Raw genomic sequence first — 14559 nt, forward strand, 5'->3', positions numbered from 1 at the left:
GATACGCGGCTTGAACGATCAGTGACCCACCGGCATCGACGCCCCGCCCGGGAGCTCCCACCACGAGCCCTTCGTGAACCCGAAGGAGTCCACTGCGCGCATGGCGCCGGTCCGGATGTCGACGGTCCGCTTCACCGCACCCAGCCGACCTCCCTTGTCCGCGCGGACGCTCCAGAACGTGAGTGCGCCGGTGGAATCCCAGAACAGGCTCTGCGCTTTCTCCTTCGGGAAGACTCCGAGGCGGATTCCCTTGGCGAGGGTGCCGGACGCCAGGTCATAGGTGCGCAGACGCCACACGTCCGACCCGACGGTGGCGATCAGTACCACCGTCCTGCCGTCGGCGGCCAGGGCGACCGGATAGGCGTCGGACACCGCCTTCGGCACGATCCGGCTCGCTGTCGTGCGGCCGTCGGCATCGAGGACGGCGAACGTCGTGGGACCGGTGTCGGTACCGATGCTCCGATCGACGAGTACGTGTTCGCCACCAGGGCTGAAGCTCAGCACCGAGTCGCTTTCGGAGACCGGGAACACCTTGCCGGTCTCGACGTTGGCGACCACGCTCGGGAGCATGACGGCCTTGTCCTCGTCGCCGCCATCAAGGTAGGTGACCTCGACGATCGAACCGTCGGGAGACAGCGTGGTGCCGACGTCGTCCAGGGTCAGGCCCCTGGGCGCGGTGGCGGCCGTGCCCGGCAACGGACGGATCCGGCCACTGCCGACGTCGTGGACCACAAGCCTGCCGTCCTTGACGTAGTGCGCGACACGGCCGTCGGCGCTGATCCCGAGCAACGTCGTCTCGCCCGTATTTCCCTTGATCAGTTTGATGGCCTTGCCGCTGCGCATGACCAGCATCCATGTGTCGCAGGAGGCTGTGCCCGTGCCGGGCTTCTCGGGGCATTCCGTGAGCCGGGCATACCGGACGGTGTCCGGGGCCGACGGGACTCCCGTGTACGCCTGCGCCTGGGGAGTGATCGCGCCGGAGGCGGTGGTGACGGTGGTGACGGTCAGAAACAGCGCGGCGATACCGCGCACAGAGCAGTTGCGACTCATCGGATATTCCTCTCGCTATCCGATCAGATACGACGCGGACGCGAAAAGTTGTGCTTCACATCGACGGACTTCCCTTCTCCACCGCCCCGGCCGCTTTCCGGGTTCGGCCGCCGCCGTTTTCACCCGTCAAGGCCGTACAGAACACCGGCGACCGCGCATGACGGCCGCCGGAAAGCGCCGGGAGAGGCTCTCCCCTGCCTCATGGGTTCTCGCCGCCTTGCCGCGCGGGCTCTCACCTCGCCACGCGGGCTCTCACAGGAGCTATCGATAGATCACGCGGCGGACGATGGCCTTGATGCTCCGTTTCCGGCGAAGCGAGCCGATCTCCTTGCGCAGGGAGCCGACCTCGCGGCGCAGTTCCACTGCGGATTTCCGCCATTTGGCCGCTTCGTCGCGCCATTTCCCGACCTGGCCGCGTAACCGCTCGACCTCCTTGGTGAGCTTGGCCACCTCGGCCTCCGCCTCCACCCGGGCCCGGTAGGCGCTGCGCCTGCCGACGGGAGCGGGCGCCTCCTCCGCCGGGAGGATGCCGAGAGGGCGTCCGTCGAGCCACACCGCGCCGAACGTGTCCGCCACGGCGTCGTCCAGCGCCTCCTGCGACGTCGCCTCCGCCGACACGGCGACAGCGGAGACGTCCGGGATGCGGTGGGCGGCACCGTGGGCACCGTGGGCACCATGGGCATCGTGGGCATCGTGGGCACCGTGGGCACCGTGGGCACCGTGGGCACCGTGGGCATCGTCGTGCATGACGTCCCGCGCGGCAGCGTGGGCGACGTTCTGGGCGGGGTCCACGAGGAAGGCCGCCCGGCTGAACGCCGCCGTGCGCTCCAACCGCGCCACCGTCACCGCGCCGGAGCCACGCGAACTCACAACCTGCGCACCGACAACGTCCGCACCGGCGACCTGGGCAGCTGGAACCCGCGCCCCTGAAACGCCGTCGTCTGAGTTTCTCGCGCGGGGAACCGTTGTGCCGGGCTCGGCCGTGCCGCCCTCTTCCTCTCGGTCAGGCTCCGGACCGGCGCCTTCCTCTGCCAGGAGGACGCTGACCAGGCCGAGCGCCCGCTCCTCCATGACGTCGAGTAGCCGCGCCAGGGAGTCCTCTCCGAGTGCCCACCCGGCGGGGACGCGCAACCGGAACGGCGCCGGAGCCCCCGACTCGGTGAACCGTACGCGCGCCTCGTGGGCGTAGTGGCCGCGGACGAGCGTGCGGTCGAGGCACGGATCGGTCAACGGCGCCCGCCGTTCCCGCACCTCCGGCTCGGGCACTCCGGTCACGACCACCGCCACGTCGGGGACGGTGCCCGCGAGCGCGGTGTCCACCGTGGCCCGAACGTCCTCGTAGGTGGCGTTCCCGCCGTCCACCACCACCTCGACGTACGGCACGAGCCACTGCCGTGACGGGTGGGAACGGAGCCAGCGGTACTGCGCGACACGGTCGGCGACGAAGGCGTGGCTGACCCGGGTGACCGGGTCCATGTTCCGCATCCGCATCGTCGGGCCGAGGTGGTAGGCCCGGGACCGCGGTTCCGGGATGAACACCGCGCCCGCCTGGGCCAGCCGGTATCCCATCTCGGTGTCCTGGCCGAGCATCAGGTCGGTGTCCATCGGGCCGGCCATCTCGATCAGCCGCCGGCTGACGGAGGTCGATCCCCCGACATGCAGGCTGTACGCGCGGCGCGCGTCACGCAGTCCACCCGTGCGCTCCACGAGGTCGACGATCCAGCCGTGCGGATCGGCGGGTTCGAAGATCGCGGCCAGCCCGTCGGCGGCCGCGATGTCGGCGGGGCGGGGCGGCGGCACCGTGGTGAACCGCAGGTATCCCGTCACGGAGAGGTAGGGGGCGAGGTGGTGCCAGCGCATCTGCGCCTCGACGGCGTCCCGCTCCAGCACGACGTCGGAGTCCAGCCAGTGGACGACGTCGCCGCCGGACGCGGCCAGTCCCGCGTTCCTGGCGTCCGCCCGGCCGGGCGTCTCGCACCTGATCAGGCGGGTGCCTGCGGGTCTCAGCTCGGGAAGGCGCAGCGCCGGGGTGCTGCCGTTGTCCACGACCACGACCTCGGTGAGCTCCGCGGGATAGGTCTGGACGGCGAGCCCGGCCAGCACGAGGTCGAGCTTGTCCTGCCCGCCGTAGGCGGGGATGACGACGCTCACCCGCAGCCGCGGCGTCCAGGACCCCAGCTCGGGGGGCGTGAGGATCGAGTAGTCGTTCCCTCTGATCCGGGGGCGGGCCCCCGTACCGGCACTCTCGTCGATCAATGGGCCCGCTCCAGGATGCGGCTGGGCGTGCGGCCCCGCCATTGGTTGGTCGCGACCTTCAGGAAGTGCGCGAGCGGCAGCCGCCAGGTGTGCTGGGCCGCCGTCGACCGCCTGAGCATGTAGCCGAGGCCGTGCGTCCGGTAGATGCGGGCGCCCGCGGCCTCGGCTGCCTTGAGCATCCCCTCGTCGACCGCGCGCGGCACGGGCGGGAACCCGGTGAAGGCGGCGCGGTCGAGCAGGATGGTGCCGCCCGCGACGTGCCGGTGCCAGACCTCGCTCTTGTAGTCGGTGCGCCTGACAGTGAGGTTCAACGGTTCGAGGTAGAAGAATTCGGCCGTCGTACCGACGATGTCCGCGCCCGAATAGGACCGGGCGAGCAGCAGGTCGGCGAGATGCTCGGGGCCGTACCAGTCGTCGTCGTCCCATTTGGCGAGGAAGTCTCCGCTCGCGCGGCGGGCCGCCTCGTTGAGCACGTCTCCGAACACGACCCCTCCGTCCGCCTCGATCACCTCGACGGGGAAGGACAGACCCTGGGCCGCCCGCCGTACGACATCGGCGGGGTAGCCGTGGGCGGCGAAGACGACCTCGACGTCCACGTGCCGCTGCCCGGCGATCTGGGCCAGGGCCCACGCCGCCATCGACGGCCTCCTGCTGGCCAGGATCACGCTGACCGTCCCCGTCCTACGGTTCGCGGCGAGGGCGTGGCGGCGGAGCCGTACGCTGTGCTCCTCCCGGCGGAGGTCGGCGACGGAGACACCGGCGGTGTCGGTTTCCGGTTCCAGCCAGCCGGACGAGGTGAGCAGTCCGGCCAGCGCGGGGTCCTCGGCGGCGAGCCACCCCGGCACCGCCTCCGCGTGCAGCGGCACGCCCGCCGCCGCGAGCCGCGTCACGGCGTCAAGGGATCCGATGTCATACGGCTCGGCGCGGGCGGCGCCGGAGAGGTCGGCCTCGCCGCCGTGCGGGGCGCGTTCCGGCCAGGAGACGCGGACGCCCCTGAACCCGCGCAGCCGCGTCACGGCCTCTCCGATCGGGCCGTCGGGAAAGGGAGTTCCGGCGATGAGCCACCGACTCCCGTCCCAGGTGGCGGCCGCCAATTCGGCGTCTGCGCAGCTCAGGAACCCCTGAGGGCTCGTCATGGACCGTCCTATCAGCAAACTTTCAGGTATCACCCATGATTTACCTACAAAGCACCGCTAGAACATACGTATTCGCCGAAGATCGGATGATTCCGTACGCTCGGCATCAAAGAATTCCACTAAAGTTGTGACCACAACAGTCCCGTAGATCAATCGGGCACTGTTCCGCGGATCTGCCTCACGGGGCGGCGATCCCGCTGGATTCGCCGCGAGGGGGAAGCGGATCCGAGGGGCATGGTCCGGCGCTCGCAGACGAGCTATGGCGGCGTACCACGGAGGTAGACACCCGCATGCCCACCACCCGTCGGCTCGTCGTGGCCGCCGCGGCGGTCGGTGCGTTGACGCTGACGGCGTTGACCGCGCTGATCCTGTTGGAGGTCCTCGAACTGCTGGCCGGGCTGACGCTCGGCCTCCTCACCTGCGCGCTCGGCCTGATACTCCTCGTCACCGTCGCCGTACGGCGGCTCGACGGCAAGGCCCTCCGGATCGACGGCCGGGTCAAGCGCCAGGAGGTCGTCCTCACCAAGGTCACGGACGCGCTGACCCGCGTCGCCGGGAGGCTGGACCAGGTCGCGGAGGCGACCGAGGCGCACGGCTCGCGGCGTGAGGAGGACCTGCGCGCGATCCTCGCCTCGCTCGGGGAGGACCGCGTCAACACGATGCTGGTCCGCCAGGAGATCGAGGGGGCCATCAGGGACCTCGGGGCGCTGGTGGACACCCGCCTCGACGGTGTCCAGTCGGCTCTGACCAGGGAGCTCAAGCAGGACTACCGCCAGATCGAGGCGTTCGTCGATCTCCGGTCGCTGATCGAGCCCAGGGCGCCCATGCCCGAGCTGAGAGGGTGGGCGGCCTCTCCCGACATCATGCGACGGCTCGTGACGCACGTCTGCGAGCACCGGCCCGGGCTCATCGTCGAGTGCGGCAGCGGCTCGTCGAGCGTCTGGCTCGGGTACGCCGTGGAACGTTTCGGACGGGGCAGGGTCGTCTCGCTGGAGCATGACGAGCGCTATCTGGCCCTCTCCCGCGACCTCGTGCGGGCGCACGGGCTGAGCCACATCGTCGAGGTACGGCACGCCCCGCTCCGCCCCTGGCGCCGCGGGGACGAGTCCTGGGACTGGTACGACGAGGAGGCCACTCGGGACCTCGACGGGATCGGGCTGCTCCTGGTCGACGGGCCTCCCACGGCGACCGGGCCACAGGCACGCTATCCGGCGGTCCCCGCGCTGCTGGAGCGGTGCGCCAAGGACGTCCACATCCTCGTCGACGACGCCGCGCGGTCCGACGAACGGGCGGTGATCAGGCGGTGGCTGGAGGAGTTCCCGCTGGAAGCCGCCGACCACGCCGCCGACCACAGGGCCGAGAAGGGTCTCGTGACCCTCACGCTCGCCGCGCCATGACCGTTCCGCGTATCCGGCACAACGACTACGGCCGACTGCGACCGCCCGCGCCGGGCCGCTGGGAGCCCCGGCTGTCGGTCAGCGTCGTCATCCCCGCGTACGAGTGCCAGGAGGCGCTGGACCGGACGCTCGCCGGGCTGGCCGCGCAGACCTACCCGCGTCACCTGATGGACGTCGTGATCGCCGACGACGGCAGCAGTCCCGCGCTCCGCGTCCCCTCCATCGCCCCGGAGGCCACCCGGATCGTCCGCGTACCCGACGGGTGCTGGGGGCGCGGCTGGGCCAGGCAGATCGGCGCGGCGGCCGCGACCGGCGACGTCGTCCACTGGGTCGACTCCGACATGATCCTGGCGCGCGACCACGTCGAGGCGCACATGCGATGGCACCACCTGGCGAGCTACGTCGTGGTCCATGGCAGGGTCCGTTTCGTCGCCGACGACGTGCCCGCTCCCTCGCCCGAGGCCGTCTTCGCCGCGGAGTACGAAGGGACGGCGGCCTTCGAGGAGGCGAGAGAGCACCACTGGACCACCGAGGTGCTCCAGAAGACCCGGGAGTTGCGCGACGAGGTCAGCGGGGCGTACCGACTGCATTCGGGGGCGACCACGTCGGTCCCGGCCCGGCTGCTGAAGGCGGCGGGCGGTGTCGACACGTCGCTGAACATGGCCGAGGACACCGACCTCGGGTACCGGCTCGCGCAGTCCGGCGCCGTGTTCGTCCCCGACTCCGAGGCGCGGGCCTGGCATCTCGGCACGTCCACCGTCATGCGGCGCGAGGAGGACGTCCACCGGCACAACTGGTCGTTCCTCGGCGATCTGATCCCCGACCTGCGGTGGCTGCGCCGCCACCCCCGCCGCCAGTGGGCGGTGCCGTACGCCGAGATGGTGATCGACGCGTACGGCGCGTCGTACGAGCGGGTCCGGGCGAGCGTGGACGCCGCGCTGGCGGGGACCGTGGCGGACACCTCGGTGGTGCTCCTCGGGCCGTGGAACCGGTTGCCCTCCGGGCGGCGCGCGTCGCTCGACGAGCCGATGCTCGACACGCGGCTGGCGTACAACCTGTACGCGCACGAGCCGAGGGTGCGCTTCGCCGAGGCGGCGGCGCGGAGCTGCGCGCCGACGCCGTTCCGGGTGATCTTCCCCGCCGGGTGGGTTCTCGGCCCCGACTCCCTCGCCCGGCTCGTCGAGCTGGCCCAGCGCGACGGGTACGGGCTGGTGTCGGTGGCCCTGGAGGAGACCCCGGCGGGCGTCACGGCGCTCAGGCTGGAACGGACCGCCGCGTTCGCGCGGGCCGCGCTGGTGGCCGAGGGCGAGCCGGGTGGCGCCGCGTCTCTGAACACGCTGGTGGCCGAGGGCGGGCCGGATGGCGCCGCGTCCCTGGACACGCTGGTGGACGAGATGTACGGGTCCATCTGGGTGGCGGCGGCCGAATACGGCGTCGTCCCCGACGACCAGGCGGAACCGGTGGGCGGCGACCCGGCGAAGTGGCGGGCGAGCGCGAACAAGTGGCGGTCCGAGGCCACGAAACTGCGGGCGGAGGTGGCCAGGCTGGAGGCCGAACTCCGGCGCGACCGCACCGCCGGCACGGCCGGTGCCGCGGGCGATCCGCCGCGCAGGGGCAGGCTTCTTCGCGAGTTCAGGCGGCGGTGATGTTCGAGCGGATCATCGGGGAGGCCCTTGGGCGCGGCCCCGGCAAGCGGATCGCCGTGTACTGCGCGGGCGTCGAGTCGCCGGAGAAGCTCGCCGCCGACGGCGTACGTCACCTCGTCGACCTCGACGGCGACATGGGCAGCGATGACACCGGCGTCATCGGCGGCGCGCCGTCACCGGACGACCAGGTGACGGAGGTGCTCGTGTTGGCGCGCACCCCCACGGACCTGCGCCGCGCGGCCACCATGCACGCGCTGCTGCCCCGCGCCGAGCGGGTCGTCGTGGTCACGGCCGAGACCCCGCACTGGTATCCGGCGCCCGCGCCGTCACTCACTCCGGCCCACCGCTGGCGCACGCTCGCGGAGTTGCGCGTGTACCGGCCGGCGAGCGGCGCCTGGGCGGTCGACGTCCGGTTCTCCGCCGCGACGCCCGCCGGCCGTACCGTCGCCGCGGCCGCCCGCGCGTTCGCGGGCAACCGCGTCGACGGCATCGCGGCGCCCGTGGCGGCGCTGACCGGGCCGGGCGCCGCGCACTGGCGGCCCGGGGACCCGAACGCGTCCCTGGTGGCGCCGGGCGGCCCGCTGCCCATCCGCGTCGGCGCGCCGGGAGGGGATCTCGTGCTGCGCACGTCCCTCGCGGACGGCCTTCCCGACTGGTCAGGGGACGAGATCCCCGTGGACCTCCCCGCGCCTGGCGAGCTGAGCTGGGAACGCCTCGGGGAGCCGGGAGGAGCGGTGAGCCTGACCATGGGCTCGGCCGTGGACGTGAACGACATGCGGCTGGTGCCCCCGGTGGACGACCGTTCGGTGAACCCGATGGGTTTCGTCACGACCCCCACGCTCGGCCTCGGCCATCTGGAGTTGACCGACGGCCGGTGGAGCGTCGTGCACGCCGGGAAGGTCCTGACCCGCTTCGCGGACTCGGGATGCGTCACCGTCACGGACGTCGCGCGGCTCAGGCAGCTGCGCGGCCTGCGGCTCGACTGGCGGAACGGCCACACGGGGCCGCTGGCCGCCGTACGCGTGGTCGCGTCGCTGGCCGCCGCGGGCGTCCCCATGATCACCGATGAGCTGCCTCCGTGGGCCGGCGCGCTCGGTGACGGGCTCATCGGCCTGCTCCGCGCGGCGACGCCGGACGACCTGGACGACGACCTGCGGCGCGAGGAGCACAGCATCCGGCTCCGCAGGAGAGCGCTCCGCGACCACGGCGTCGAGGCCAGATGGGCGCAGCTCGGCACGCCCGCCCGGCCTCGCCCGCTCACGTCCGTGCTGCTGACCACCCGCCGTCCGGAGATGGTGCCCTTCGCGCTCGGCCAGGCGGCCCGCCAGCGGGACGCGGACCTGGAGGTGATCCTCGCCCTGCACGGGATCCCGCGTGACCATCCGGACGTGGCCCCGGCCGTCGCCGCGTTCGAGCGGCCGATCACGGTCGTGGAGGGCGAGGCGTCGCTCGCGTTCGGCGCGCTGCTCAACCGGGCGGCGGCGCACGCGTCGGGCTCGTTCCTGCTCAAGATGGACGACGACGACTGGTACGGCCCGGACTTCCTGGCCGATCTGCTGCTCGCGCACTCCTACTCCGGCGCGAACGTGCTGGGCACGGCCCTGGAGTTCGTCTACCTGTCGTCGATCGACGTCACCGTGCACCGCGAGCAGGTCACCGAGCAGATCACCAACTTCATCGCGGGCGGAACGATCTTCACCGAACGTACGGCGTTCGACGCGGTCGGCGGCTTCCGCCCGCTCCCCCGCGCGGTGGACACCCAGTTCCAGCACGCCGTGCAGAGCGCGGGCGGGCAGGTCTACCGCACCCACGGCCTGGGCTACGTCCTGCGGCGCGGCCCCGCGTCCCAGCACACCTGGCGCGAGCCGATCGGCACCTTCCTGCAGAAGAACAGGCGGCAGTGGCGCGGGTTCCGGCCGAGCGCCCTCATGGAGTCGCCGGAGGGCACGTCATGACCCCGTCGGCCCCGTTCACCGGTTCCGCCGCTCCGCGGATCCGGCGCAACGACTACGCGGTCCTCGACGTTCCCTCTCCGGGCGCGTGGGAGCCCCGCCTGTCGGTCAGCGTGGTCATCCCGGCGCGGAACTGCCAGGAGGAGCTGGATCTCACGCTGGCGGCGCTGGCGGCGCAGAGCTACCCGGACCACCTTCTCGAAGTGATCGCCGTCGACGACGGCAGCGGCCCCCCGCTGCGGCTGCCGCGGATCGCGCCGAGCCGTACCCGCATCGTGCCGGCCCGTCCCGGTGGCTGGGGCATCGCCTGGGCCCTCCAGACAGGGACGGCTCTCGCCGAGGGCGACGTCGTCCATCGTGTCGACGCGGACATCCTCCCTTACCGCGATCATGTCGAGTCGCACATGCGGTGGCACCACCTGGCCGATTACCTGGTCGTCCTCGGGACGCTGCGGTTCGCCGACGTGACCGGCGGGCTGCCCTCCCCCGCGGACGTACGGGCCGCGGTGGACACGCGGGACGAGGACGCGCTGTTCGACCTGCCGTCCAGCGCGGCGCACGACTGGTGGGAGGAGCTCGTCGACGAGCACGACGGCTTCAGGAAGGCCCCCAGCGCGGTCCTGCACCGCATCCACGTCGGGGCGACGGTGTCGCTCCCTGCGGACCTGCTGCGTACGGCGGGCGGGCTGGACACGTCGCTGGTCCTCGCCGAGGACACCGACCTGGGATACCGGCTCACCCAGACCGGGGCCGTGTTCGTGCCCGACCGGGCCGCCCGGAGCTGGCATCTCGGCAAGCCGACCGCCATGCTGCGCGGCGACGAGGTCCGGCGGTACAACTCGCCGTTCATCGCGGACCGCATCCCCTATCGGCGGTTCCTCCGCGTCGAGGGCGGGCGGCAGTGGCTCGTGCCGTACGTCGAGGTGCTCGTGGACGCGTCGGCGGCGGGCTACGAGAGCGTGTCGGGGACCGTCGACACGGCGCTCGTCAGCACCCTCCCCGACGTCCAGGTGACCCTGACCGGCCCGTGGGACACCCTGGAGAACGAACGTCGGGCGCCGCTGGACGACCCGCGGCTCGACCTCCGGCTCGTCCAGGGCCGGTACGCGAACGATGGGCGGGTCCGCTTCGCGGTGTCCGCGCCGTCCACGGCGGCCCCCGCGCCCTTCCGGCTGATCTGCCCGCCCGGCTGGGGCGTCGCGGCCGACACCCTGGACCGCCTGGTCAAGCACGCCGAGGAAGGTGACCTCGGGCTGCTGTACGTGGCGCTGGACGAGGACGCCGACGGCGTACTGTGCGCCCGCCTGGAGCGGACGGCGTCCGTCGCGCGGGCGATGCGCCTGGTCAAGGACGGCGAGAACCTCGACGACCTCATCCACGAGACCTTCGGGTCCGAATGGCTCGACGGGGAGACCTGGGGCTTCACCCGGCTCGACCCGGCGGCCCGGCTTCCCCGGAGTAGCCGCAACACCGAGGCCGCCTACTGGAAGGCCCTGGCCGTCCAGCGCAAGATCGACGGCGGGCGGTTGAAGTCGCGTCTGACGGCCCTCGAAAAGGAGGTCGCCAAGCTGCGGAAGGAAGCCGCGAAGGGCAAGGGGGACACCGCGCGCTGGCGGGCCAAGGCGGAGCAGTGGCGGGTCGAGGCGGTACGGCTACGGCGCGAGCGGGATCTGACCATCCTGCGCCGGGCGGCCAGGAAGGCGCAGAACCTGCTCCGCAACCGCGACGAACCGCCGACACGCTGACACCCGGCCCCCGGCATCACCTCGCGGGGCCGAACCAGGTGGCCAGCGCCTCGCTGAGGCCGTCGCGCCCGCCCTCCCAGGCCACGTACCCGTCGGGTCGCACCAGCAGGATGTCCGCGCCCGGCGCCGCCTCGGAGGCCACCCTCACTCGGTCCCGATGCCCCGCTGCGATCTCGCCGGGCCGGCCCTCACCGGACGGCCCGACGACCAGCCCTCGGCCGTCCGCCAAAAGCCCGCCCGCCGGACACGCGGCGACGACCGCCCGCCCTCCCGGCGGCTCCACCGGCATGACTTCCCCCAGCGGCGGAAAGAAGCGGCCGACCAGGGAATCGGCGGCTTCGGGGGCGTAGTCCACGCCCGTGCCCTCGACCATCGCCGAGAAGTACCGCCTGGCGTCCGGCAGCTCCAGCACCTCCGTCAGCACCTCCCGCAGAGCGTCCACCTGTGCCCCCGGCCGCATGAGCGCCACCTGTGCCCGTGTATTGCGCAGCACCCGGGCGGCCACTGGGTGCCGCTCGGCGGTGTAGGTGTCGAGGAAGCTCTCGGGAGCCAGCCCCCGCGTCACCAGCCCGAGTTTCCATCCCAGGTTGACCGCGTCCTGCAGGCCGAGATTGAGCCCTTGCCCACCGATGGGCGAGTGGACGTGCGCCGCGTCTCCCGCCAGCAGGATCCTCCCCTTCCGGTAGGTGTCGGTGTGCCGGGTGTTGTCGCTGTAGCGGATCCCGGTCTCCAGCCGGGTGACGACCACGTCCCTGCCGGTCACGCGCCGCAGGCTCTCCTGCAGCTCCTCGGCCGTCATCGGCGCGTCTCGCTCGCCCGGCCCGCCGTCGAACTCGATGGTGGCGATCTCACCCGGCACCATCGACAGGTTCACCAACCCGCCGGGGCCGCGCAACGACGAAGTGATCGCGCCGACGTCGGCCAGCTCGGCCACTGCGGTCCGCCCGGTCATGGTCGCGGGCGTGCCGGAGAAGGCGAACCCGGACCGCTTGCGCACCACGCTCCGCCCGCCATCACACCCGACCAGGTATGCCCCGCGAACCACCCGCCCGTCGGCAAGCGTGGCGGCGACGCCCGTCTCGTCTTGCGTCACGTCCGTCACCTGGCAGCCCTGGCGGACCGTGACCCCCAGCTCGGCGGCCCGCGCGGCCAGCACACTTTCGAGCTGGTGCTGCTTGAGCATGAGGTATTCGGCGCCCCCGCCGGGCTCCAGCAGCGGCAGCCCGCTGAAATGCCCCTTGATCATGCCCTTCTGGACCACCTCGACCATGAGGGCGACGACGTCGACCTGGGCGGGCGGAGGGGCTGTCATGTCGTCGCCGTGCTCGCGACCCTCGCTCAGCTCGTCGAACATCGCCTGCTGCGCCTCGGCCAACGGGCCGGTCAGGCCGCGCAGGGCCAGCGATTGCACGGTGCGCGCGTTGAGCGAGCGAAGGCCGAGGCTGCGCGTTCTGCGTTCTGCGCCCGAGGCAGCCTCCAGGACCAGCACGTCGGCCCCGGACAGCGTCAGCTCGCAGGCCAGTAGCAGGCCCACGGGCCCGCCGCCCACGATGATCACGTCGGTCATCCCGACTCCTTACTTACGGCGTATGTGTACATCGTAAGTAGAACACATACACTGTAAGCTTTGTCAAACGACCAACGAGGAAGGGAGGGCTGGATGGCACGGCGCGAGCCGTTGAACAGGGAGAAGGTTCTCGACGCCGCTCTTGCGCTGGCCGACGGGGAGGGCCTGGAAGCCCTGTCCATGCGACGCCTGGCGAAGACGCTCGGCGTCGAGGCGATGTCGCTCTACAACCACGTCTCGAACAAGGCGGATCTCATCGACGGCATCGTGGGGCGCGTGTTCGAGCAGGTGGAGCCGCCGGATCCGGCGCTGCCGTGGCCGGAGCGGGTGCGTACGGCGGCGCTGAACATGTACCGGGTCTTCAGCCGCCATCCGGTGGTGCCGCTGGCACTGGCCACCGACCGGTCCAATCCCACCTCACCTCAGGTGATGGGAGCGCTGGACGGCCTGGTGGGGGCGCTGTTCGAGGCGGGTTTCGACGAGCTCGGCGCCTGGCGGGCGCTCGGGGCGGTGAACGGTCTGGTGTTCGGCGCGCTGCTGCTGTCGACGGGCGGGTTCACCGGCGCCCCTGGGATGCACGCGGGCGAGGAACAGGTCGGGATCTACATCCGCCGGCTCGACCCGGCGCGACTGCCGCACTTCAGCAGGCTGCTGCACTGGACGACGGAAGGCGGCGTGGACCCGGCGGCGGACTTCGAGCAGGCCCTGGACACGCTGATCCACGGGCTGGTGGCGACGGCGGGCACTACGGGGTGACGCTTTCGGCGGGCACCGGGCGCACCTTGCCGCCCGTCACGTCCGCGATCGTGCGCACCGCGGTGCCTCGGCGCTCGCGCGTGGCCAGCCAGCCGAGGAACTGGTCGAGCACCTTCGTGCGGACTGAATAGGAGCCGCATCCCTTCGCGCACACCATGTGGAAGGCGAGCGGGAGCAACCCGCCGCCGTTCTGTTCGGCACGGATCACATACCGCTTCATCTCCGCGAGGCTCGTGTCGTCGTGCACCGATCCCGGCGTACGGATCTCGTAGACCCTCTCGGGACGGGCTGGCTCGGCCACGACGCAGCCGCCGCAGGGCTTCGTGGCGATGCCGCCGATCGTCCGCGCGGCGTTGTAGCCGCAGTCCCTGGCGGCCTGCCGGGCGCTCGCGTCCACCGCGCCGTACGGGTAGGCGAAGGTCCGCACCCGGTAGCCCATCCCGAGCAGGGCGCGCCGGTCGGAGCAGATCGTCGCCGCCTGCTCGTCCGGGCCGAGGTCGGTCAGCCGCTCGTGGTTCACGGTGTGCCCGCCGATCTCGTGGCCGGCCTTGGCGATCGCGGCCAGCTGGGCGCGGGTGAGCTTGCCCTTCTTCCCGAGGTCGCCGCTGTTGACGTAGAACGTGCCGCGAAGCCCGTACCTCTCCAGCAACCGCGCGGCCATCGCGTGGCTGCGGTCACCGTCGTCGAACGTGAGGGCGACGACCGTCGTGGGCTTCACCGTGGATTTCGGCTTGGGCTTCGTCAGGCGCGCGGCGGCGGGCGGTGTGATGGCGGGCGGTGTGGTGGCGGGCCGGGTGGCGAGGGCGGCGGCGGGAGTGGTCGCAGCGTGGGCGGACTGCCCCTGGAACACCAGCGTGCCGAGGGTGGAGACCACGACCGGAACCCAGAGTGTCCTTCGCACGATCTCACGTCCTCACCGCGTCGGCGTTCCGGTCCTGGCGCTCCACGGGTGCACCAGCATGACCAGATATATCGGAAATATGGCATGAAGTGCGATCCACAGCGCCCCCTGCGGATCTTTGCCGTGGCGACCACTGCAGGCCAAGAAGATCCA

The 14559-nt window shown here is 71.9% G+C and carries 10 protein-coding genes; 5 read left to right on the forward strand and 5 right to left on the reverse strand.

Annotated elements, in window-relative coordinates; translation table 11 throughout:
* Positions 1-18: 18 nt before the first annotated feature.
* The 3 genes from IMZ11_RS00500 to IMZ11_RS00510 form a co-directional block, all read right to left on the reverse strand.
* Positions 19-1050 (reverse strand): hypothetical protein, encoded by a 1032-nt coding sequence (locus IMZ11_RS00500; RefSeq protein WP_228636723.1) that lies wholly within the window; start codon positions 1048-1050, stop codon positions 19-21.
* 261 nt (positions 1051-1311) lie between these two features.
* Positions 1312-3306, reverse strand: a complete 1995-nt coding sequence (locus IMZ11_RS00505; RefSeq protein ID WP_228636724.1) for a glycosyltransferase family 2 protein — start codon at positions 3304-3306, stop codon at positions 1312-1314.
* The gene (locus IMZ11_RS00510) at positions 3303-4442 is read right to left on the reverse strand and encodes a glycosyltransferase family A protein (RefSeq protein ID WP_228636725.1); all 1140 of its coding nucleotides are present in this window, start codon (positions 4440-4442) and stop codon (positions 3303-3305) included. Before IMZ11_RS00510 ends, IMZ11_RS00505 begins: the two co-directional genes overlap by 4 nt.
* 290 nt (positions 4443-4732) lie before the next feature.
* Here IMZ11_RS00510 and IMZ11_RS00515 point away from each other — a divergent pair, with 290 nt between their 5' ends.
* From IMZ11_RS00515 to IMZ11_RS00530, 4 genes are read left to right on the forward strand one after another with little or no spacing between them, the layout of a single operon-like run.
* Positions 4733-5839 (forward strand): class I SAM-dependent methyltransferase, encoded by a 1107-nt coding sequence (locus IMZ11_RS00515; RefSeq protein ID WP_228636726.1) that lies wholly within the window; start codon positions 4733-4735, stop codon positions 5837-5839.
* Positions 5836-7485 (forward strand): glycosyltransferase family 2 protein, encoded by a 1650-nt coding sequence (locus IMZ11_RS00520; RefSeq protein WP_228636727.1) that lies wholly within the window; start codon positions 5836-5838, stop codon positions 7483-7485. Before IMZ11_RS00515 ends, IMZ11_RS00520 begins: the two co-directional genes overlap by 4 nt.
* The gene (locus tag IMZ11_RS00525; protein WP_228636728.1) at positions 7485-9440 is read left to right on the forward strand and encodes a glycosyltransferase family 2 protein; all 1956 of its coding nucleotides are present in this window, start codon (positions 7485-7487) and stop codon (positions 9438-9440) included. Before IMZ11_RS00520 ends, IMZ11_RS00525 begins: the two co-directional genes overlap by 1 nt.
* Positions 9437-11182, forward strand: a complete 1746-nt coding sequence (locus tag IMZ11_RS00530) for a glycosyltransferase family 2 protein (RefSeq protein ID WP_228636729.1) — start codon at positions 9437-9439, stop codon at positions 11180-11182. The genes IMZ11_RS00525 and IMZ11_RS00530 overlap by 4 nt, the downstream gene beginning before the upstream one ends.
* A gap of 16 nt (positions 11183-11198) precedes the next feature.
* Here the strand turns inward: IMZ11_RS00530 and IMZ11_RS00540 are convergent, their stop codons facing one another.
* Positions 11199-12749, reverse strand: a complete 1551-nt coding sequence (locus IMZ11_RS00540) for an FAD-dependent monooxygenase (RefSeq protein WP_305075839.1) — start codon at positions 12747-12749, stop codon at positions 11199-11201.
* Between the two features lie 93 nt (positions 12750-12842).
* Between IMZ11_RS00540 and IMZ11_RS00545 the strand changes: the two genes are divergently transcribed.
* The gene (locus tag IMZ11_RS00545; RefSeq protein ID WP_228636730.1) at positions 12843-13505 is read left to right on the forward strand and encodes a TetR/AcrR family transcriptional regulator; all 663 of its coding nucleotides are present in this window, start codon (positions 12843-12845) and stop codon (positions 13503-13505) included.
* On the opposite strand, the gene IMZ11_RS00550 is transcribed toward IMZ11_RS00545, so the two are convergent.
* Positions 13495-14406 (reverse strand): polysaccharide deacetylase family protein, encoded by a 912-nt coding sequence (locus tag IMZ11_RS00550; protein WP_228636731.1) that lies wholly within the window; start codon positions 14404-14406, stop codon positions 13495-13497. The two genes, IMZ11_RS00545 and IMZ11_RS00550, sit on opposite strands and share 11 nt — an antisense overlap.
* Positions 14407-14559 lie beyond the last annotated feature (153 nt).

This window comes from Microtetraspora sp. AC03309 (assembly GCF_020826795.1).
Taxonomy (GTDB): Bacteria; Actinomycetota; Actinomycetes; order Streptosporangiales; family Streptosporangiaceae; genus Microtetraspora; species Microtetraspora glauca.

Bases quoted from the DNA above. Each gene is read 5' to 3' on its own strand.
- IMZ11_RS00525 (WP_228636728.1), top strand. From the start codon at position 7,485: ATGTTCGAGCGGATCATCGGGGAGGCCCTTGGGCGCGGCCCCGGCAAG.
- IMZ11_RS00545 (WP_228636730.1), top strand. From the start codon at position 12,843: ATGGCACGGCGCGAGCCGTTGAACAGGGAGAAGGTTCTCGACGCCGCT.
- IMZ11_RS00500 (WP_228636723.1), bottom strand. From the start codon at position 1,050: ATGAGTCGCAACTGCTCTGTGCGCGGTATCGCCGCGCTGTTTCTGACC.
- IMZ11_RS00520 (WP_228636727.1), top strand. From the start codon at position 5,836: ATGACCGTTCCGCGTATCCGGCACAACGACTACGGCCGACTGCGACCG.
- IMZ11_RS00530 (WP_228636729.1), top strand. From the start codon at position 9,437: ATGACCCCGTCGGCCCCGTTCACCGGTTCCGCCGCTCCGCGGATCCGG.
- IMZ11_RS00515 (WP_228636726.1), top strand. From the start codon at position 4,733: ATGCCCACCACCCGTCGGCTCGTCGTGGCCGCCGCGGCGGTCGGTGCG.
- IMZ11_RS00540 (WP_305075839.1), bottom strand. From the start codon at position 12,749: ATGACCGACGTGATCATCGTGGGCGGCGGGCCCGTGGGCCTGCTACTG.
- IMZ11_RS00510 (WP_228636725.1), bottom strand. From the start codon at position 4,442: ATGACGAGCCCTCAGGGGTTCCTGAGCTGCGCAGACGCCGAATTGGCG.